General features: G+C 59.0%; 15 protein-coding genes, 1 other RNA gene and 1 pseudogene. 8 read left to right on the top strand and 9 right to left on the bottom strand.

Annotation, left to right across the window (positions count from 1 at the left end):
- Positions 1 to 9: 9 nt before the first annotated feature.
- The 4 genes from hisC to gyrA form a co-directional block, all read right to left on the bottom strand.
- The gene (hisC, locus tag E6W33_RS16160; protein ID WP_136418348.1) at positions 10 to 1,116 is read right to left on the bottom strand and encodes a histidinol-phosphate transaminase; all 1,107 of its coding nucleotides are present in this window, start codon (positions 1,114 to 1,116) and stop codon (positions 10 to 12) included.
- 69 nt (positions 1,117 to 1,185) lie between these two features.
- Positions 1,186 to 2,262, bottom strand: coding sequence for a prephenate dehydratase (gene pheA / locus E6W33_RS16155; protein ID WP_136418347.1), 1,077 nt, complete (start codon positions 2,260 to 2,262; stop codon positions 1,186 to 1,188).
- 74 nt (positions 2,263 to 2,336) lie between these two features.
- On the bottom strand, positions 2,337 to 3,428 hold the full coding sequence (gene serC / locus E6W33_RS16150; protein ID WP_136418346.1) for a 3-phosphoserine/phosphohydroxythreonine transaminase: 1,092 nt from the start codon (positions 3,426 to 3,428) through the stop codon (positions 2,337 to 2,339).
- Entirely contained in the window at positions 3,425 to 6,061 is a 2,637-nt protein-coding gene (gene gyrA / locus E6W33_RS16145; RefSeq protein WP_136418345.1) for a DNA gyrase subunit A, read from the bottom strand. The genes serC and gyrA overlap by 4 nt, the downstream gene beginning before the upstream one ends.
- Before the next feature lie 238 nt (positions 6,062 to 6,299).
- On the opposite strand from gyrA, the gene E6W33_RS16140 reads away from it, so the two are divergent.
- The 8 genes from E6W33_RS16140 to E6W33_RS16105 all read left to right on the top strand — a co-directional run bounded on the left by E6W33_RS16140 (position 6,300) and on the right by E6W33_RS16105 (position 13,735).
- Positions 6,300 to 6,974 (top strand): OmpA family protein, encoded by a 675-nt coding sequence (locus E6W33_RS16140; RefSeq protein ID WP_136418344.1) that lies wholly within the window; start codon positions 6,300 to 6,302, stop codon positions 6,972 to 6,974.
- A gap of 285 nt (positions 6,975 to 7,259) precedes the next feature.
- Positions 7,260 to 7,904 (top strand): outer membrane protein OmpA, encoded by a 645-nt coding sequence (ompA, locus tag E6W33_RS16135; RefSeq protein WP_136418343.1) that lies wholly within the window; start codon positions 7,260 to 7,262, stop codon positions 7,902 to 7,904.
- A gap of 110 nt (positions 7,905 to 8,014) precedes the next feature.
- Positions 8,015 to 8,710 (top strand): bifunctional 2-polyprenyl-6-hydroxyphenol methylase/3-demethylubiquinol 3-O-methyltransferase UbiG, encoded by a 696-nt coding sequence (gene ubiG / locus E6W33_RS16130; RefSeq protein ID WP_136418342.1) that lies wholly within the window; start codon positions 8,015 to 8,017, stop codon positions 8,708 to 8,710.
- Positions 8,711 to 8,782: 72 nt separating this feature from the next.
- Positions 8,783 to 9,487, top strand: coding sequence for an HAD-IA family hydrolase (locus E6W33_RS16125; RefSeq protein WP_136418341.1), 705 nt, complete (start codon positions 8,783 to 8,785; stop codon positions 9,485 to 9,487).
- A gap of 15 nt (positions 9,488 to 9,502) precedes the next feature.
- Positions 9,503 to 9,879, top strand: a transfer-messenger RNA (tmRNA) gene (gene ssrA, locus E6W33_RS16120).
- A 328-nt stretch (positions 9,880 to 10,207) separates the two neighbouring features.
- Positions 10,208 to 10,879, top strand: coding sequence for a response regulator (locus tag E6W33_RS16115; RefSeq protein WP_136418340.1), 672 nt, complete (start codon positions 10,208 to 10,210; stop codon positions 10,877 to 10,879).
- On the top strand, positions 10,876 to 12,171 hold the full coding sequence (locus E6W33_RS16110; protein ID WP_136418339.1) for an ATP-binding protein: 1,296 nt from the start codon (positions 10,876 to 10,878) through the stop codon (positions 12,169 to 12,171). Before E6W33_RS16115 ends, E6W33_RS16110 begins: the two co-directional genes overlap by 4 nt.
- A gap of 85 nt (positions 12,172 to 12,256) precedes the next feature.
- A complete protein-coding gene (locus E6W33_RS16105; RefSeq protein ID WP_136418338.1) occupies positions 12,257 to 13,735 on the top strand; it encodes a Do family serine endopeptidase in 1,479 nt (492 codons plus the stop codon).
- A gap of 73 nt (positions 13,736 to 13,808) precedes the next feature.
- Here E6W33_RS16105 and E6W33_RS16100 read toward each other — a convergent pair whose 3' ends face one another.
- From E6W33_RS16100 to E6W33_RS16085, 5 genes and pseudogenes are all read right to left on the bottom strand, one after another.
- Positions 13,809 to 14,381, bottom strand: a complete 573-nt coding sequence (locus E6W33_RS16100) for a DUF2242 domain-containing protein (protein ID WP_168798670.1) — start codon at positions 14,379 to 14,381, stop codon at positions 13,809 to 13,811.
- Positions 14,382 to 14,446: 65 nt separating this feature from the next.
- The gene (locus E6W33_RS16095; RefSeq protein WP_136418336.1) at positions 14,447 to 15,913 is read right to left on the bottom strand and encodes a DASS family sodium-coupled anion symporter; all 1,467 of its coding nucleotides are present in this window, start codon (positions 15,911 to 15,913) and stop codon (positions 14,447 to 14,449) included.
- Positions 15,914 to 16,197: 284 nt separating this feature from the next.
- The gene (locus E6W33_RS27585; RefSeq protein ID WP_247869679.1) at positions 16,198 to 16,506 is read right to left on the bottom strand and encodes a hypothetical protein; all 309 of its coding nucleotides are present in this window, start codon (positions 16,504 to 16,506) and stop codon (positions 16,198 to 16,200) included.
- Positions 16,507 to 16,548: 42 nt separating this feature from the next.
- Positions 16,549 to 16,710, bottom strand: a pseudogene (locus tag E6W33_RS27580) (SH3 domain-containing protein); the annotation flags it as partial.
- Between the two features lie 477 nt (positions 16,711 to 17,187).
- On the bottom strand, positions 17,188 to 19,509 hold the full coding sequence (locus E6W33_RS16085) for an NADP-dependent malic enzyme (RefSeq protein ID WP_136418334.1): 2,322 nt from the start codon (positions 19,507 to 19,509) through the stop codon (positions 17,188 to 17,190).
- Positions 19,510 to 20,047 lie beyond the last annotated feature (538 nt).

Here is a 20,047-nt window from a genome sequence, read left to right as displayed (position 1 = left end):
CAACACGAGTCAGGGCAGTACCTTCTTCAACGCATCGATAAATGCGGCATTCTCGTCCGGCAAGCCGATCGAAATACGCAACCATTGCGGCAGACCGTAATTGCCTACCGGACGGACGATGATTCCGCGCTTGAGCAATGCGAGATTGATCCGTGCGCCGGCGCTGTCTTCACTGCCCACCCGGACAAGCACAAAGTTGCCAAAGGAAGGCACGTACTCGAGGCCCAGCGCGTCGAATGCCTCGGTCAGTTGACGATAGCCCTCCGCGTTCAGCCTGGCGCTTTTCTTCAGGAAATCACTGTCATTCAATGCCGCCACTGCCGCGGCTTGCGCCATCGAGTTGACATTGAATGGCTGGCGAATGCGATTCAGCAAATCCGTGACTGCAGGCTGCGCTATGCCGAAGCCGACGCGCAAGCCGGCCAGCCCATACGCCTTCGATAGGGTGCGAGATACCAGCAGGTTCGGATACTGTTTGACCCAAGCCGTCGATTCATACTGCAGTTCTGGTGCGAGGTACTCGTTGTACGCTTCGTCCAGGACAACAACCACGTTCTTCGGCACAGCCTTCAGGAAGGCTTCGATGTCCGCCGCCGGAAGAAAGGTGCCGGTCGGATTGTTGGGGTTGGCGATGAATACCAGCCTGGTATCTTCGGTAATCGCCTCGGCCATGGCCTTCAGGTCATGGCCGTAGTTTTTCGCTGCCACGACGATTGCACGGCCGCCCACGCCCTGCGTCGCCAGTGCGTAAACCGCGAAGGAATACTGTGCGTAGACCACGGACTGCCCTGGCTGCACGAACGCATGCGCGGCGAGTTCAAGAATGTCGTTGCTGCCGTTGCCCAGCGTGATCCAGTCTTGCGGAACACCATATCGAGTGGTGATCACCTGTTTCAATTCAAAGCCATTCGAGTCCGGATAGCGGCCGATATCCGACACGGCTTCAAGCATCGCCTGCTTTGCCGATTCCGGCATGCCCAACGGGTTTTCATTGGAGGCAAGCTTGATGATCTTGGCTTCGTCGAGGCCGAATTCGCGCGCGACCTCGGAGATCGGTTTACCGCCCTGATACGGGGCGATCGCACGGACATATTCTGGACCGAATTGGATAGACATTTTTGATTCCCAAAAAACAGGATCAGCATCCGGCTCGCTGGCAATTCCGCAGGCCGGCTTGCCTCTCGATTACAAACTGAAAGGATATGAACCCAGCCACTTGAAGAAGGCTGCGTTCTGTTTGACTTCCGCCAGTGCCTTGGCAACCTTCTCTTCCTGTACGTGCCCTTCGACGTCGACGTAGAAGTAGTATTCCCAGGTGCCGACGCGTGCCGGGCGCGATTCAAAGCGGGTCATCGATACGCCATGCTTGGCGAGCGGCGCCAGCATGTTGTAGACGGCACCAGCCTTGTTGGGCACCGCAAAAACAAGCGATGTCTGATCCTTGCCGCTGGGGGCAGGCTGCAGACGGCCAATGATGGCAAAACGCGTGCGGTTATGCGGATCGTCCTGGACGTGCGCCTGGACAATGCCGAGGTTGTAGCGCTGACCTGCGACTTCACCGGCGATGGCGGCTGCCGTGGGATCTTCGCTTGCGATACGAGCGGCTTCGCCATTGGACGCAACGGCCTGGCGCTGAATGTTCGGGTAGTGTTGATTGAGCCACGCCTGGCACTGCGCCAACGCCTGGGAGTGAGCGCAAATGCGCGTGATGCCATCCATCGAACCGCTCTTGGTCATCAGGCTGTGATGGACCGGAATCGAAAGTTCGCCGCTGATCGACAGCGTCGACTGCAGCAGCAGATCGAGCGTGCGGTTGATTGCGCCTTCCGATGAATTTTCAATCGGAACCACGCCAAAGTCGGCAGTCCCGGCTTCGGCGGCGCGGAATATCTCGTCAATCGAAACGCAGGAGATGCCTTCGATGGCGTGGCCGAATTGCTGGTACACCGCTTGCTCGGTGAAGGTTCCGGCCGGGCCGAGATAGGCGACGGTGACGCGCCTTTCCAGTGCACGGCAGGACGACATGATCTCGCGAAAGATCTTCTGCACGTCGCCACTGTCGAGCGGACCGGGATTGCGCTCCCCGACCTTGCGCAAGACTTGCGCTTCGCGTTCCGGGCGAAACACCGGGGCATTGGTTTCAGCCTTGACATGACCGACCTGCTGGGCCACGCGCGCACGCTGGTTCAGCAAGTCGAGGATCTGTGCATCGATCGCGTCGATCTGCTGGCGGAGTGGTTTAAGTTTATCGTCCGTATTCATTTGTCCGTAGTCGTTTCGCCTTCCCTGTGGAGGGAGGGTTTCGAAGAGCGACGGCTTGCAGCCGGGTCAACCGGCTAGCCATGCTTCTTTTCGAATTCTTTCAGGTAGTCGACCAGTGCCTGCACGCCTTCGATCGGCATCGCATTGTAGATTGATGCCCGCATGCCGCCTACGGACTTGTGGCCCTTGAGCTGAAGCAGTTTGCGCTCTTTCGCGCCCGCGAGGAAAGCCTCGTTCAACGATTCATCCTTCAGGAAGAAAGGTACGTTCATGCGTGAGCGACAATCCTTCGCAACCTTGTTCATGTAGAAATCGGTTGAATCCAGATAGTCATACAAGAGCGCCGCCTTCGCAATATTGCGTTGCTCCATCGCTGCAACGCCGCCCTGCTTCTTGAGCCACTGGAACACCAGCCCGGCTATGTAGATCGCATAGGTTGGCGGCGTGTTGTACATGGAATGGTTTTCCGCGACCAGCTTCCAGTCGAAAGCCGATGGGCAAATCGTTAATGCATGACCGATCAGATCTTCGCGCACGATTACCAGGGTCAGACCCGCGGGCCCGATGTTCTTTTGCGCACCGCCGAAAATCACGCCATATCGTGACACATCGACGACGCGCGACAAGATGTGCGACGACATGTCCGCGACCAGCGGCACGTCGCCCACATCCGGCGTGTACTGGTACTCGACGCCATCAATTGTTTCATTGGTGCAGATGTGGACATACGCAGCATCCTTCGTCAGCTTCCAGCTGTCGCGCGGCGGGATGACAGTGAACTTCTGGCTCTCGGAGGAAGCGGCGACATTGACCGTGCAATATTTTTTCGCTTCCTTGATCGACTTGCCCGTCCATGAACCGGTATGAATGAAATCCACGGTCGCCGGCTGCGGCTTCATGCCTAGCAGGTTCATCGGCACGATGGCGTTTTCACCGATGCCGCCACCCTGCAGGAACAGAATCTTGTAATTCGCAGGGACTGCCAGCAGTTCGCGCACATCACGCTCTGCGGCTTCGTAGATCGAAATGAACTCCTTGCCACGGTGGCTCATTTCCATGACGGACATGCCGCTGCCGTGCCAGTCGAGCATTTCGTCCGCGGCTATCTGAAGCACTTCCTGCGGAAGGACGGCCGGGCCGGCGGAAAAGTTATAGACGCGTGTCATTGCTCCTCCGTTGCGCCATTGTCGGCACCGTTCGCAATGCCGTTTTCTTCCTCGACATCGGTTTCGACGATGCGCTGCAGGCCGGACAGCTTGGTGCCATCTTCCACGGCAATGAGCGTCACGCCCTGCGTCGCACGCCCCATTTCGCGAATTTCTGCGACGCGGGTTCGAATCAGTACGCCGCCGGTCGTAATCAGCATGATTTCGTCGCTGGGTTCAACCAGGGTCGCTGCAACAACCTTGCCGTTGCGCTCGCTTGTCTGGATCGCGATCATGCCCTTGGTGCCGCGACCGTGACGTGTGTACTCGGTAATCGGCGTACGCTTGCCGAAACCGTTTTCGGTCGCCGTCAGTACGGATTGCTGCTCGTTTTCCGCCACCAGCAATGCAATGACTTGCTGGCCTTCCTCGAGGCTCATGCCGCGCACGCCGCGCGCGGTGCGCCCCATCGGGCGAACGTCGTTCTCATCGAAACGTACTGCCTTGCCGGAATCGGAGAACAACATCACGTCGTGCTTGCCGTCCGTCAGCGCGGCGCCTATCAGGAAATCACCCTCATCCAGATCCACTGCGATAATTCCTGCCTTGCGCGGATTGCTGAACTCGGTCAGCGGTGTCTTCTTGACCGTGCCAAGGCTCGTGGACATGAAGACATAGTGGTCTTCCGGGAAGCTGCGGTTCTCGCCTGACAACGGCAGCACGACAGTGATCTTCTCGCCGTCCTGCAGCGGGAACATGTTGACGATTGGCTTGCCGCGCGAATTGCGCGAGCCCTGCGGCACTTCCCACACCTTCAGCCAGTACAGGCGGCCACGGTTGGAGAAGCACAGGATGTAGTCGTGTGTATTGGCGATGAACAACTGGTCGATCCAGTCGTCTTCCTTGGTTGCCATTGCCTGCTTGCCGCGACCGCCGCGCTTTTGCGCGCGATATTCGGACACCGGCTGCGATTTCATATAGCCGGAATGCGACAAGGTCACGACCATGTCCTGCGGCGCGATCAGATCTTCCGTTTCGAGATCGGTTGCATTCAGCTCGATTTGCGAACGACGCACATCCTTCGCGCCTTCCCCGTATTCGTTCTTGGCGGCGGTCAGCTCGTCGGAAATGATTGCCGTCACGCGCTCGGGCTTGGCAAGAATATCCAGCAAGTCGGCGATCTGCGCCATGACTTCCTTGTATTCATTGACGATCTTGTCCTGCTCCAGACCGGTAAGGCGCTGCAGGCGCATCTGCAGGATTTCCTGCGCTTGTTCGTCGGACAGCTTGTACAGTCCGTCCGGCTGGATACCGTAATGCTTGGGCAGGTTCTCGGGGCGGAATGCATCGATGCCGCCAGCATTCTCTGCGCCGGTACGCGCGAGCATTTCACGCACCAGCGAAGAATCCCATGCACGCGCCATCAATTCCGATTTCGCAATCGGCGGCGTCGGCGCGGCTTTGATGATGGCAATGAAGTCGTCGATGTTCGCCAGCGCAACTGCCAAACCTTCCAATACGTGGCCGCGCTCGCGTGCCTTGCGCAGTTCGAATACAGTCCGGCGCGTGACCACCTCGCGACGATGCGACAGGAAGCATTCGAGCATCTGCTTGAGGTTCAGCAGCTTCGGCTGACCGTCGACCAGTGCGACCATGTTCATGCCGAAGGTGTCTTGCAACTGGGTTTGCTTGTACAGATTGTTCAGCACCACTTCGGGAACTTCACCGCGCTTGAGTTCGATCACGACGCGCATGCCTGACTTGTCGGATTCGTCGCGAATGTCGGAAATGCCTTCAAGCTTCTTGTCGCGCACCAGTTCGGCGATGCGTTCCAGGAGGGATTTCTTGTTAACCTGGTACGGCAATTCATCAACGATGATCGCAGTGCGATTTTCCTTGCCGAATTCTTCGAAGTGCGTCTTCGCGCGCATCACCACTCGGCCACGCCCCGTGCGATAGCCGTCGCGCACGCCGGATACGCCGTAGATGATGCCAGCCGTCGGGAAGTCGGGCGCGGGAATGATCTCGATCAGTTCGTCCACCGTGCATTCCGCATTGCGCAGCACGTGCAACGCGCCATCGATCACTTCCGAGATATTGTGCGGCGGAATATTGGTCGCCATGCCGACGGCGATGCCGGACGATCCATTGATCAGCAGATTGGGAATGCGGGTCGGCAGTACGGACGGCTCTTTCTCCTTGCCGTCGTAGTTTGGAACAAAATCGACCGTTTCCTTTTCGATGTCAGCCAGAATTTCACTGGAAATCTTGTCGAGCCGGCACTCGGTGTAACGCATCGCCGCAGCATTGTCGCCGTCGACCGATCCGAAGTTTCCCTGCCCATCCACCAGGGTGTAGCGCAGCGAGAAATCCTGCGCCATGCGCACCAGGGTGTCATAGATCGCCTGGTCGCCGTGCGGGTGGTACTTACCCATGACCTCACCGACCACGCGCGCGCATTTCACATATGGACGGTTCCATACGTTGTTCGTTTCATGCATTGCGTAGAGAACGCGTCGGTGCACCGGCTTCAAGCCATCGCGCACATCCGGCAGCGCACGGCCGACGATCACGCTCATCGCGTAATCGAGATAGCTCTTGCGCATCTCTTCTTCGAGGGAAATCGGGATTGTCTCTTTAGCGAATTGATCCATTGGGGAGTCGGCTTATCTCTGCAGAAGTTGGCTGAATATCTTGGCAACAGCATCGCTTGTGAACGCAGCATGCCAAACATTGGATTTTAGCACGGCGACCGAGTCCTCCTCCGGAGCAAGCGGCTTATAGAGTACGCATGGAAATGCAGAGGGGCGGAATTCTGAAAAATGTGATTAAATTGACTGTTGCAAGCGGCAAAAAAATATCATTCCTACAAATAACCGTTAGTGAAAAAACATGCTCAATAAAATCACGCTTGGCCTCGCTCTCGGCATCAGCGCATTCGCCGCTCATGCCCAAACCGCTTCAGACATCAAAGCAAATCCGGAGAAAAGTGCGTATCTGCAGGACAGCCGCGGCGTCATCACCCGCAGCCCGTTCGGTCTTTGCTGGAGGACCGGCTATTGGACACCTGCCGATGCCGTAGCCGGCTGCGACGGCGAACTCGCTCCTCCCGTGGCCAAGCCAACCGCGCCTGCCGTTGTGGCACCGGTTGCGCAAGCTCCTGCCGCGCCTGCCGCTCCCAAGCGCTGCGATTTTGCCGTCACGCTGAGCAGCGACGAAACCTTCGAGTTCAACAAGGCTGCGCTCAGCAGCGCGGCGAAAACACGCATCGACAACGACGTGTTATCCAAACTGTCGAACTGCGCCAAGGTTGAAATCGTACTGGTGACCGGCCATACGGACCGCCTCGGATCGCATCCGTACAATCAGCGCCTGTCGGAGAAACGCGCGGATGCCGTGGCGGCTTACCTGAAAAGCAAAGGCGTGACCGGCAATATCGACACCTTGGGCGCGGGAAAGACGCAGTCAATCAAGGCCTGCGACGACAAACTCCCCCGCAAACAATTGATTGCGTGCCTGGCGCCCAACCGCCGGGTAGTAATCGAAGCACGCGGCATTGCGAAATAACAGAATCGCTTGAGAAAAATCCTTGCGCGAGCCGCAAGGATTTTTTAAAACGCCAGTGTTTTTACATATTGCGTTGCGAAAATACAACGTGCGATCAAAAACGCTGTATCGTTGACTTAGCAATAATCGTTGTGTATCGCGCCTATGGCAAAATGTAGTTAGCTAAAGAGCATTGCAAGTGAACAACCTTGCGAAAAGATGATTTAATAGCATGTGGTAGTATAAGTTCTAGAATGTTATTAGTTGCGCAGTGAATCTGCGGATATCTCAACCAAGAGGAAAAATATGAATAAATTAGCAAAACTCATCTTTGCTGCGTCCGCAGTTGTATCGTTCTCTGCATCGGCTCAGCAAGATATCCAGGCAAAAACTCCGAACAGCGCCTATCTGCAAGACAGCCGCGGCGTCGTCACCCGTAGCGGGTTCGGCCAGTGCTGGCATACCGGTTACTGGACCCCGGGCGATTCGGTCGGTGGCTGCGACGGAGAAATCGCAAAAGCCGCTCCGGCTCCGGCACCTGCCGCTCCGGCTCCTGCTCCGGCACCCGCCCCCGCACCCGCTCCCGCACCGGTTTCCGAAAAGGTCACGTTTGCTGCTGACACCTTCTTCGACTTTGACAAGGCTGTGCTGAAACCTGATGGCAAGGCAAAACTCGACGACCTGACCTCCAAACTCCAAGGCATGAACCTGGAAGTTGTCATCGCAGTTGGCCATACCGACTCGATCGGTACCGACAGCTACAACCAGAAACTGTCCGTGCGTCGCGCCGAAGCTGTGAAGGCATACATGGTGTCCAAGGGTGTAGAAGCCAATCGTGTCTATACTGAAGGCAAAGGCGAGAAACAGCCGGTTGCGAGCAACAAGACCTCCGCTGGCCGCGCCAAGAACCGCCGTGTTGAAATCGAAGTCGTTGGTACTCGTACCCGATAATCGATTCGCATCAGGAGAAACCCCGCTTCGGCGGGGTTTTTTTATGGCCGCATGATCGATTCGCTTGCGGCGACACGACAGGCAGCATTATTCCAGCTATCATTCGCACTATGAATGCCGATCCTTTAGAACTGCAAAAATTCAGCGATCTCGCCCATCGTTGGTGGGACCCAACATCCGAATTCCGCCCGTTGCATGAAATCAATCCGCTCCGTCTTGAGTGGATCAATGCCCGCGCTCCGCTTGCCGGGAAGACGGTGGCCGATATCGGCTGCGGCGGAGGCATCCTGGCAGAATCAATGGCAAAAAAAGGTGCCAAAGTCACCGGCATCGACTTGTCGGAAAAAGCCCTCAAGGTTGCGGATCTGCATAGCCTCGAGTCGGGCGTGCAAGTCCGCTATGAAATGATTTCCGCCGAACAGCTCGCGGCGCGTGAACCGGGAAGCTACGACGTCGTCACCTGCATGGAAATGCTTGAGCACGTCCCTGATCCTGCCGCTGTCGTTCAAGCCTGCGCCACGCTTGTCAAGCCAGGCGGCCATGTGTTTTTTTCGACCATCAACCGCAACCCGAAAGCTTATCTGTTTGCTGTCATCGGGGCCGAGTACTTGCTGCGACTGCTTCCGAAAGGGACGCATGACTATGCCAAATTCATCACGCCGGCCGAACTGGCGCAATTCATTCGGCAGGCGGGTTTGACGCTGGAAAGTTTGAAGGGCATGGGGTATAACCCGCTGACTCAGGTGTATTCCCTGAATCAGAATACCGACGTCAATTATCTGGTTGCCTGCTCGAAGCCGGCGTAAACGCTTTATCCTGACAGTCACTTGGTCTGCAATAGTGCAGAGCACGGAATCCGCCATCTTCATATCGGTATCATGTCATTAACTTCTCCTCGTGCCATCCTGTTTGATCTGGACGGCACGCTCGCCGACACCGCACCCGACCTTGCTGCGGCAATGAATCGTGTACGTGCGGCACGCGGATTGACACCCACTCCTTTCGACCTGCTGCGCCCGGTTGCCTCAGCCGGCGCGCGCGGTCTGATCGGCGCGTCTTTCGGGATCAAACCGGAGGACGATGGTTACAACGAATTGCGCGATGCCTTTCTTGACACCTACGAAGCATTCATCGCAGTGGAAAGCCGCTTGTTCGAAGGAATTGAAGCCTTGCTGACAAACCTGCAAGAGTGCAAACTGTCGTGGGGCATCGTCACCAACAAGGCCTCGCGCTTTACCGACCGGCTCGTGCCTCGGATCGGTTTGCACCAGGCTTCGTGCGTGATTTCCGGCGATACCACCGCGCACTCGAAACCTCATCCGGAGCCACTGCTCGAAGCCGCTCGTCGGCTGGCCGTGACGCCGCAGGATTGCTGGTACGTCGGCGACGACTTGCGTGATATGCAGGCTGGCCGGGCGGCGGGCATGATAACCATAGCGGCGGCCTGGGGCTACTGCGGACATGTCGAGCCGACGGCCTGGGATGCCGACGCGCTGGTGGACTCGCCTTTGCATCTTCTGAATTTAATTCGCGCTCAGGCCTTGAATTCGAGCGGCTCGGTCACATCTAGTGAAGTACAATAGACTTGTTGCTGTTTTGGGGGCGACCTGGTTTCGACAGGGGTTGCGAAGCAGTACAGGGCATGCCGAGGGCTGGTCACCTCGTAAATCCAACCGGAAATGCTTAAATGCAAACGATGAATCTTACGCTCTCGCAGCGTAAACCACTAGGAACTTAATAACTTCTTAGCTCTACACCGTCTTGTCCCTGGGGCGGGCTGGCAACAGCAGTAGAGTCATTCACAGGGAATCGCGTTACGTCGGGTTACTTGGCGTAACGTTAAAAATAGGTGACTCGTCTTGGTGAAGCGCGTGCGTCCGCGTCATCAGGATTAAAACCAATAGGCTGCACTACGCATGTAGAACTGGCTGTAGAGGATCTTTGGACGCGGGTTCGATTCCCGCCGCCTCCACCATCATTCGGAATGGTCTGGATATTGCAGACCATATCCACCCCAAGACTTAAAGACTTGTTCTCCCCAAAGGCGCGACACTCCGTGTCCGTGCCGGTTTAGTCCTCCTTCCTTCTTTCAAAAAAGTGATTCGTCAGCGAATTCACTTCGCTTGATTCGTGTCGCGCGGAGCATTGACGCGACCTCTCTGCCGCCTTTTTCCTGAGGCATACTATCGATGTTTTTCCCGATTGGCGGACTGGCACGTGCACGCCTTCCGCAATACGCGAATCATCGAATTACTTGAAACATATTGCCGTTTGAGCCGGCAGACAACGCCTTAACGCAAAACATGCGCATTCTCCTGGTCGAAGACGACGCCATGATCGGCGATGCCGTCCGCACTTCGCTGTGGCAGGACGGCTATGCGGTGGAGTGGATCCGCGACGGACGCGCTGCTGAAGCCGCGCTGGCGGCCGAGCATTTCGACCTGGTCTTGCTTGATCTCGGACTTCCGGACAAGGATGGCATCGCCGTGCTTCAAAGCCTTCGGCAACGCAGGCAGACGATTCCCGTGATCGTGATTACCGCACGCGACGGCGTCGGGGAGCGCATCAAGGGCCTGGACGCGGGAGCCGACGATTACGTGATCAAGCCGTTCGACATGGACGAGCTGGGTGCGCGCATCCGTTCCGCATTGCGGCGCAGTTCCGGGCATGCCGAGCCGGAAATCGAAGTGATGGGGGTGCGCCTGAATCCGGCGACCCGCGAAGTGACGCGTGACGGCCGGCCGGTGATGTTGTCGGCGCGCGAATACGCGGTGGTCGAGGCGTTGATGCTGCGCCCTGGCGCAATCCTGTCGCGGGCGCAGCTGGAAGAACGCATGTACGCATGGGGCGAGGAAGTGGAAAGCAATACCGTCGAAGTCCACATCCATGGCGCGCGGCGCAAGTTGGGCAGCGACTTCATCCAGAATGTACGCGGGGTCGGCTATTTCGTACCGAAACCGGGGACGAAAACATGAAATCGATCCGCACCCGCCTGTCGGTGTTGCTTCTGCTGGCTGCCATTCTCACGGCATTGGTCATCGGCGTGGTGACCTATCGGCAAGCACTGAGGCAAAACGAAGACTTGTTCGATTACCAATTGCGGCAGATTGCGCTCTCGCTGCGTGATCAGGGCGTCGTGCCGTCGCCAAGTTTCGGGTTCGATGAAGATCTGCCGGACGTGGTGATTCAGATATGGACAGCCAACGGTACCATGCTGTACTTGTCGCATCCCGGCAATCCCCTGTTCACCCGCGCGATGCTCGGCTATACCGACGTCGCCGCAGGCAACCGCCTCTGGCGTGTGTACAGTCTGGCGGCGCGCGACCGCATCATTCAAGTCGCGCAACCGGTCGATCTGCGGCGCGACCTGGCGGCATCGGCAGCGCTGCGCAGCCTGGCGCCACTGCTGGCCTTCGCGCCCTTGATGGCCCTGTTGATATGGTGGCTGGTCGGCAGATCGCTCCTGCCCTTGCGCCGGCTTGCGCGCGAAGTCGGACAGCGCGATGCGCACAGCCTGGAACAAGTGAGCGAGGCCGACCTTCCGGACGAAATCGCGCCCATGGTCAAGGCGCTGAACTCCCTGTTGCAACGGCTGCAGCGCGCCTTCGCGAGCCAGCATGCTTTCGTCGCGGATGCCGCGCACGAATTGCGCTCGCCGCTGACCGCGGTCAGATTGCAATTGCAGCTCCTTGAACGCGCTTCCGACGACATCGAGAAAAAGGCGGCACTCGCCAAATTGCACGAAGGCGTGGATCGGGCGACGCATCTGATCGAGCAGTTGCTGACTGCCGCGCAGACCGATCCCAATGACCGTGCCGCTTCGCTGCAACCGATTGATCTTGCCGAACTGATGCGCCAGGCCCTGGCGGACGTGTTCATGTTCGCGCAGGCGCACGGGATCCGGATCGAGCAAGAGGCGCCCGAGAAGGTGATCCTGCAGGCGGATGCGGCGGGCTTGCGCATACTGGCCCGCAACCTGCTCGACAATGCGGTGCGTTACACGCCGGAAGGCGGATGGGTACGCGTGGCCATTGCGGAAGAAGCGGAACGCGTCGTGCTGCTGGTCGAGGACTCCGGACCCGGCATTCCCGAGGCGGTTCGCAAGCGTGTATTCGATCGTTTCTATCGCGGCGATACTGCCGGACAGACCGGAAGCGGGCTAGGCTTGTCGATCGTCAAGAACATTGCCGATCAGCATGGCGCAAGTATTGACCTGGGGAGTTCCTCGGCGGGTGGCCTGAGTGTTCGTGTCGTCTTTCCCCGGTAGCCGTTCGGCTTAATGCTCGCTTAATTTTCGTTTTCTACTCTTTGTCGCGTGGATGTTCCCCCGAGACTTGGAAAAGGAATCGAAAATGAAGATCAAATCCCTGACACTCAGCATGATGGCCGCCGGCGTGATTGCGGCCGGGACCGCGAATGCGCTGAACTGGAATCCGTCGAACTGGCTGCACAAGAACACGCCTGAACAAGTCAGTCCCGCCGTCGCAACGCAAGCCGTTCCCGACGGCCCGATCGGACCGATCACGGCGCCGAATTATCGCGCCATCGTCGAGCGCTTCGGCCCGGCGGTGGTCGGCATCAATACCGAAGGCGTCGCCAAGGCCGGCATGAAAGGCATGGACGACGATGGCCTTCCGGACGATCCGTTCTTCCAGTTTTTCCGTGGCATGCCAGGATTCGGCGGACGGGCTCCGCGCGGCGACATGCCTGTGCGCGGACAAGGCTCCGGATTCATTATCGGCAAGGACGGCCTGATTCTGACCAATGCACACGTGGTGCGCGACGCCGACGAAGTCATCGTGAAGCTGAACGACCGCCGCGAGTACAAGGCGAAGGTGCTGGGCAGCGATCCGGCCACCGACGTCGCCGTCCTGAAGATCGATGCGCGTGATTTGCCGGTAGTGAAGCTCGGCGATCCCGAGCGGCTCGGCGTCGGCGATTACGTACTGGCGATCGGATCGCCGTTCGGCTTCGAGCAAAGCGCCACGGCGGGCATTGTCAGCGCCAAGGGTCGCGCTCTGCCGGGCGATGCCTACGTCCCCTTCATTCAGACGGACGTCGCGGTGAATCCCGGCAATTCCGGAGGGCCGCTGTTCGATGCCAACGGTAATGTGGTGGGCATCAATTCACAAATTTACAGCCGCACCGGCGGCTATGAAGGCGTGTCCTTCGCCATCCCCATCAACGTCGCGCTGCATGTGAAAGACCAGATCGTCAAGAACGGCAAGGTGTCACATGCACGTCTCGGTGTGACGATCCAGGAACTGAACCAGACGCTGGCCGATTCGTTCAAACTGCAGCAACCGCAGGGCGCGCTGGTGTCGAGCGTGGCGCCCGGCAGCGCGGCCGCGAAGGCGGGGATCAAGGCGGGCGATGTGATCATGAAGTACAACGGGCATGCCATTACGCGCTCGGGTGACCTGCCTGCGCTCGTCGGCATGGGCAAGCCCGGTGATGCGGCCAAGCTTGAGGTCTGGCGCGCGGGCAAGACCGTGGAATTGTCGACCACGTTAACAGAAGCGAGTGATTCGCTGGCATCGGACGACCACAGCAGCGCCAGGCCGCAGGGCAAGCTGGGCCTGGCCGTTCGCCCGCTGTCGCCGGAAGAGAAGCATGAAGCCAATCTGGCGTCGGGCGTCATGATCGAGCGCGTAACTGGCGCCGCGGCGCGGGCCGGCGTTGCAAGCGGCGATGTGATCATTGCCGTCAACGGCACGCCGGTCAAATCGGTGGAGCAGCTGCAGGACTTGCTGTCGAAGGAAGGCAAGCATGTGGCCTTGCTGATTCAACGTGGGGATACGAAGATCTTTGTTCCGGTTCCGCTCGGGTGATGCATTGACGATCAGCGTCGCGGGATGACGTTTGTCGGCGGCGCTATTGCCATCGGCCTGCGTTGCGCCGCAATCAGCGACTGTGCTCGTCGTCCAGAACGCGGCCGACTGCTGCCGGCGGGTTCTCGTCGGTATACGCTTCGACCATTTCGAAGAAGCGATCGTAAAAGCTGCGCGCCTGGATTGTTTCGCTGCCAACCTTGACCAGCGAGTCGTCGGTGGTGCCGAACGGGAGTGACAGGGACCCGACGGCACCAACGCCGATGCTGGCCGAGTTGCTGCTTTTCTTGACCGTGTAGGTGTCGCGGACCGCATTGGCGAAGACCGTCGCACTATTGCTGCCGTCGGCATTCGGTTCGCACACGACATGGAATTCAACCTGCACATGGCGGTCGGCAGCGGGCTGGAATTTCTTGAGCGCGTTGATCTGGGATGCGTTCATGTCGCGCATCACGTAACCCTGGCTGAGAAGCGCGCGCCGGGCGGCCTCGCATGCCGAGACATTCGTGCCGGGCAGCGACCGCGAATACATGTCCGTGGAAACGAACTCGCCGCTTTCGATATTGGCGCGCGGCGGCGGCGCCGAGCAGCCGACGAGGAACAGCGCGGACAGTGAAGCGGCGAAAAATCGTGGGAAACGGCTCATGCAGGCACGGACGGGGAAGCGACCGCTGAATTTTACCCTACAGTCCCGCTCCGTTGGCGCGCTGCTTACCAATAACCCAATACCTTCCACCAGATGCCGCCGACGATGACCCATACGACGAGATTGACGACGCTCATTGCCAATCCCGCAAGCCACCATTGGCCGAGCGATGTGTAGCCCGAGCCGAAAATGATGGGCGACGTTCCCGTGGCGTAGTGCGTCAGCGTCATCATGATCGATGAGACGGCTGCCAGCAAGAGAGCGAACGCCATCGGCGGCGCTCCCAGGGCGATCCCGGCGGCGTAAAACGCGCCGAACATCGCGGTGATGTGCGCAGTGGTGCTGGCAAAGAAATAGTGCGCATACATGTACACCAGGATCAACAGGGCGATCGCTCCAATCCAGTTCAGGCCGAGATGCAGAATTCCAGTCTGGAGGGAGCTTGAAAGCCAGGAGACGACCCCGAGCTTGTTAAGGAAGCTGGCCATCATGACCAGCGCGGAGAACCAGGTGACGGTGTCCCATGCGCTCTTTTCCGCCAGGATGTCGTCCCAGGTGAGCACGCCCGAGAGAAGCAGCAAAGTCAGGCCCGCGAATGCAGCCGTGGTGGGATCGACACCATAGGCTTTGCCGAATGCCATCTCCGGCACGCCTGCCCACAGAAGCAGCAGAAACGCGAACACGCCGAGCAGAATTTTCTCGCTGTGCTTGACTGGCCCCAGTTCCCGCAATTTCAAATTGGCGAAGCTGCGCGCGTCAGGCGTGTCCTTGATTTCCGGCGGATAGATCCAGGCAATCACCAGCGGCATCAGCAAGATCGCGGCAAGTCCGGGCAGCAGCATCGCGAACGCCCAGGTTCCCCAGGAGAGCGTTACCTTCGATCCGGTTGCCTCCGCCACCAACTTCACCACCAGCGGGTTGGGCGCGGTCGCCGTGATGAACATGGCGGATGTGATCGGATTGGTCTGATAGTTGACGAGCGCAAGATAACGCCCAATCTTCGCAGAGGTCCCCTGCTCCGGCGACGAGCCGAAACTGCCGGCGATCGACTTCATGATCGGATGCATGATGCCGCCGCCGCGCGCGGTATTGCTCGGCGTAACGGGGGCGAGAATCAGTTCGGACAGGCTTAGCGCATAGCCGATGCCAATGGTCTTGCGGCCAAACAGGGCAATGAAGTAGTAGCCGATGCGCGCACCGAGCCCGGTCTTGATCAACCCGCGCGAAATCATGATGGATATGCCGATCAGCCAGATCAGCGAATTCGAAAATCCGCTCAGCGCATCTGCGATGGCGGCTGCAGGCTTGCTGTTGGTCACGCCGGTGATTGCGACCAGAGCGATCGCCATCATGGCAAGCGCGCCGATCGGCATTGCCTTGCCGATGATCGCAGCGATGGTGCCGATGAACATGGCCAGGAGATGCCATGCGTTGGGAGTGACTCCTTGCGGAACCGGAATGACAAACCAGATTAGCAGCGTGATGGCAATCGCCACCAGTGCGGGAACCGGTTTCAATGTTTCGTTTTTCATGGAACCTCCGCTGGATACTGCAAGGATCAGCTCACCTTTTGAGTGAGCTGCCTTAGGTCGTGTCACCAATGACTTCGGGAGAAGTCATCGATGACACGACCAAGTAACCAATCACCCACCGCCACATGAAGCCGGGTGAGCCGTGTCGCTGTAGCGAACGCTTACATTCTGTGCATCGGCATCACTGGTGTCAATTGTGCGGGATCAAGCATTCCCTATCTCGTATTCTTGATCGGCTGGAATTGGAGCATTGATTGCCTGGCAGCGAGCGCGTCATTGCGTTTTCAGCGCCCGTGCCCGCCGCCGGGGCCCTGGCCTTGCGTGGGATGCCGGCTCCGTTCCTGTCCCTGCCTTGATGACGGTGCGCGATGATCGTCCTGCCGTCGCCCCGGCGAGGGATGCTGTCTTGAATCCGGCCGGAAGCCCGGATTCGGTCGCGGCGGATGGCCGCCGGGGGCGTAGTTGGGATGAGGCCGGTCGATCCAGCGATGACGCTGCGGATACCACGGGCGGCCACGGTAGTGCTCACCCCAGTAGGTGCCCAGACTGAATGTAATGATGCCGATGCCGATCACCGGGCCGTACGTAAGCACTGGGACGTTCGTGCCTTGATAGGGATAGATGATATTGCCCGCATAGACCCACCCGCGATTGGGGCCCGCCACGACATCACACCATCTGTAGTCACCCAGACAGCCCTGCACGGATATCGTGAGGCCCGCCGGGAGTATTGCGACAACCGGATAATCCCTGGACGGTCCCGCCCTCAGGTGGACGTTTATCGAGGTAAATGCCATTTGCTGCGCCTGCGAGGCGGCAGGTACGGCGCAAAACGCGGCCATCAGAAGGCCTAGGACTGTGACATGTTTCATTTCATGCTCCACATCGTGCCATATCGTACGAAATGCAATTCTTGAATCCCCTGCCATGCGGCGACGGCGAATCTGCTTACCTTGCGCATGTGTGATCCGTCACCGCAGCGCGACTGCATGTGCCTTTCCGCCGGCAGGCAATATCCGCTCAGACTATGCCTGCCGGATTCGCCTTGCTTGTGACAGATCAAGCACCAAGACCACTGACAGGTACAGATCGGAAATGTTTGATACAGGACAGGGAACGACCGTCTTCAAAGTGTCGACAGGAGGACGGGACACAGATAGCAGCGCCCGGATTGCTCAATGCGGGCGTGCCGGCTGCCTTGCCATTCACGAGCGAAGCTGCCATGGCGACGCCGGCATTCGGAGCGCGTCGCCATGGGATACTGCGAGTGCGCCTTATGTAGCAGAGACTACCGAACCCTGCGTCGACGAAATCGCATCCGCGACTGCCAGCGCCGTCATGTTGACGATGCGGCGCGTCGTCGCAGCGGGGTTGAGTATGTGCACCGGTTTGGCGGAACCGAGCAGGATCGGTCCCACGGTCACCCCGTAGCCGCCCGTGATCTTGAGCAGGTTGAAGGCAATGTTGGCCGCGTCCAGAGTCGGCATGACGAGCAGGTTGGCGCTGCCCGTCAGCGTGGAACTCGGCAGGAAGTGACGCCGCACATCCTCCGACAGTGCCGCATCGCCTTGCAGTTCACCCTCCACCTCCAGATCCGGTGCGACACGTGCCAGGATTTCGCGCGCGACCCGCATCTTCCGCGCAGATGGACGGGAGGACGAGCCGAACATCGAGTGAGACAAAAGCGCAACTTTCGGCTGCAAGCCGAAACGCACTATTTCACGCGCCGCCAGCTGCGTGATGGCCGCAAGCTCCTCCGCATTGGGATCGTCATTGACGTAGGTGTCGGTGATGAACAGCGTGTACTTTTCCAGCGTCAAGGCATTCATCGTCGCAAACACGCCGGCGCCTGGCGCCAGACCGATCACATCGCGAACGTGCTCAAGGTGAGCGTCGAAACGCCCTACCGTTCCGCACAGCATCGCATCGGCATCGCCCATGTGCACCAGCATCGTGCCGATCAGCGTATTGGAGCGGCGCAGCGCGGTCTTTGCCATGTCGGGCGTGATGCCGTCACGTCCGCGCAGGGCCTGGTAGGCTTCATGGTAGGTGCGGTAGCGCGGGTCTTCCTCGGGATTGACGATCTCGAAATCAACGCCGGCCTTCAGGCGCAGGCCCGCTTTCCGGATGCGCATGTCGATCACATGCGGGCGGCCGATCAGGATCGGCTTGGCCAGTCCTTCGTCGACCACCGTCTGCACCGCGCGCAGCACGCGCTCTTCCTCGCCTTCGGCATAGGCGACGCGCTTGGGCGACATCTTCGCGGTGTTGAACACCGGACGCATGATGAGCCCGGTGTGATAGACGCGCTGGCTCAACTGCTGGCGGTAAGCGTCCAGATTGGCGATCGGCCGCGTGGCCACGCCGGACTCGGCCGCCGCCTTGGCAACTGCCGGTGCGATGCGTTCGATGAGACGTTGATCGAAGGGCTTGGGAATCACATATTCGGGGCCGAAGGTCAGGTCCTGGCCGGCATAGGCGGCGGCCACGGCGTCGTTGCTTTCGGCTTCGGCCAGTTCGGCGATGGCCTTCACGCAGGCGAGCTTCATTTCCTCCGTGATCTTCGTGGCGCCGCAGTCGAGCGCACCGCGGAAGATGTAGGGGAAGCACAGCACGTTGTTGACCTGATTCGGGTAATCCGAGCGGCCGGTGGCGATGATGCAATCGGGGCGTGCCGCCTTTGCGACTTCCGGGCGAATCTCGGGTTCCGGATTGGCCAGTGCCAGGATGATCGGGCGGTCCGCCATGGTGGCGACCATCTCGCCGGTCAATACCCCGCTGGTGGAGCAGCCGAGGAAAACGTCGGCGCCCTTGACGATATCCGCCAGAGTGCGCGCTGTTGTGTCCTGCGCATAGCGCGCCTTGTTGGCTTCCATGCTGGCATCGCGGCCTGCGTAGATCACGCCGCGCGAATCGACCACATAGACGTTTTCGCGGCGCACGCCGAGGCTCACCATGGTGTCGAGGCACGCAATCGCCGCAGCACCCGCGCCGGAAACCGCCAGCTTGACCTTGCCGATGTCCTTGCCCACCACCTTGAGTGCATTCAGCAAGGCCGCGGTGGAGATGATTGCGGTGCCGTGCTGGTCGTCATGGAAGACAGGAATGTTCATGCGTTCGCGCAGCTTCTTCTCGATATAGAAGCATTCCGGCGCCTTGATGTCTTCGAGGTTGATGCCGCCCACGGTCGGCTCGAGCATCGCGATGGCATCGACCAGCTTGTCCGGATCAAGTTCGTCGAGTTCGATGTCGAACACATCGACGCCGGCGAATTTCTTGAACAGGCAGCCCTTTCCCTCCATGACTGGTTTGCCGGCAAGCGGACCGATGTGGCCCAGCCCGAGCACGGCGGTACCATTGGTCACGACCGCCACCAGATTGCCGCGCGAGGTGTATTCGGCGGCCTTGGACGGATCTTTCTCGATCTCTTCACAGGCAAAGGCGACGCCGGGCGAATAGGCCAGCGACAGGTCGCGCTGATTGGACAAGGCCTTGGTGGAGACCACTTGTATCTTGCCGTGCGTGGGGTTGCGGTGATAGTCAAGTGCGGCTTCGCGCAACTGCTCGTCTTTTGATGTGTTCTCGGTTTTCATCATCGCCTTTCGATTAAAGAATTGTCTGGTCGATATCTGTCGCATGCGCAGTGGCTGCGGCCCCGAAAATGGTCTTTCGGCGGCAGGAGAACTTCCGGTTCGAGGCGGGTTGAATACGCCATTTCGCCCATGCCGGAGCACAGAAGGCGTCTGTCATGTTCATGCGATAAATCCCCTTCATCGCCTCGGCCCGGGCGGATCGCCGCATGACGATCTTGAGGCAAGGCGCATTTCCCTGCGGCACGCTCACGAACAATCGATCCGGGGGTTTTCGAGCGCACCGGGCACGAACATGGTACTCCTCTGCGGCGACGCTGGGCATCGGCATTTCTGCCTTTCAATTGATCCATGAGATTGCACAATTGGCGGGAAAGTAGTACTCGGCGGGAACGGTGTGTTGACGAGATTGGGGTTGCATCTCACCACAATTGAACTTCACCGCATGCCATGGCGATCGATTTCCAATCCATACAGTGCTGCATGGCATGCACGACAAATGTGACCATACAGCACTGTATTGACACTCATTATTGCCGCGGAT

This window comes from Herbaspirillum sp. ST 5-3, assembly GCF_004804275.1.
Lineage (GTDB): Bacteria > Pseudomonadota > Gammaproteobacteria > Burkholderiales > Burkholderiaceae_D > Noviherbaspirillum.
Note: the sequence above shows the minus strand (reverse complement) of the source record. Positions and strands in the feature narration are given on the sequence as shown.

What these genes read in the sequence shown, in the direction of transcription:
- E6W33_RS16115 (WP_136418340.1), top strand. Translation starts at nt 10,208, where the DNA reads ATGCGCATTCTCCTGGTCGAAGACGACGCCATGATCGGCGATGCCGTC.
- ompA (WP_136418343.1), top strand. Translation starts at nt 7,260, where the DNA reads ATGAATAAATTAGCAAAACTCATCTTTGCTGCGTCCGCAGTTGTATCG.
- E6W33_RS16100 (WP_168798670.1), bottom strand. Translation starts at nt 14,381, where the DNA reads ATGAGCCGTTTCCCACGATTTTTCGCCGCTTCACTGTCCGCGCTGTTC.
- pheA (WP_136418347.1), bottom strand. Translation starts at nt 2,262, where the DNA reads ATGAATACGGACGATAAACTTAAACCACTCCGCCAGCAGATCGACGCG.
- E6W33_RS16085 (WP_136418334.1), bottom strand. Translation starts at nt 19,509, where the DNA reads ATGATGAAAACCGAGAACACATCAAAAGACGAGCAGTTGCGCGAAGCC.
- serC (WP_136418346.1), bottom strand. Translation starts at nt 3,428, where the DNA reads ATGACACGCGTCTATAACTTTTCCGCCGGCCCGGCCGTCCTTCCGCAG.
- E6W33_RS16105 (WP_136418338.1), top strand. Translation starts at nt 12,257, where the DNA reads ATGAAGATCAAATCCCTGACACTCAGCATGATGGCCGCCGGCGTGATT.
- E6W33_RS16140 (WP_136418344.1), top strand. Translation starts at nt 6,300, where the DNA reads ATGCTCAATAAAATCACGCTTGGCCTCGCTCTCGGCATCAGCGCATTC.
- ubiG (WP_136418342.1), top strand. Translation starts at nt 8,015, where the DNA reads ATGAATGCCGATCCTTTAGAACTGCAAAAATTCAGCGATCTCGCCCAT.
- E6W33_RS16110 (WP_136418339.1), top strand. Translation starts at nt 10,876, where the DNA reads ATGAAATCGATCCGCACCCGCCTGTCGGTGTTGCTTCTGCTGGCTGCC.
- E6W33_RS16125 (WP_136418341.1), top strand. Translation starts at nt 8,783, where the DNA reads ATGTCATTAACTTCTCCTCGTGCCATCCTGTTTGATCTGGACGGCACG.
- gyrA (WP_136418345.1), bottom strand. Translation starts at nt 6,061, where the DNA reads ATGGATCAATTCGCTAAAGAGACAATCCCGATTTCCCTCGAAGAAGAG.
- hisC (WP_136418348.1), bottom strand. Translation starts at nt 1,116, where the DNA reads ATGTCTATCCAATTCGGTCCAGAATATGTCCGTGCGATCGCCCCGTAT.
- E6W33_RS16095 (WP_136418336.1), bottom strand. Translation starts at nt 15,913, where the DNA reads ATGAAAAACGAAACATTGAAACCGGTTCCCGCACTGGTGGCGATTGCC.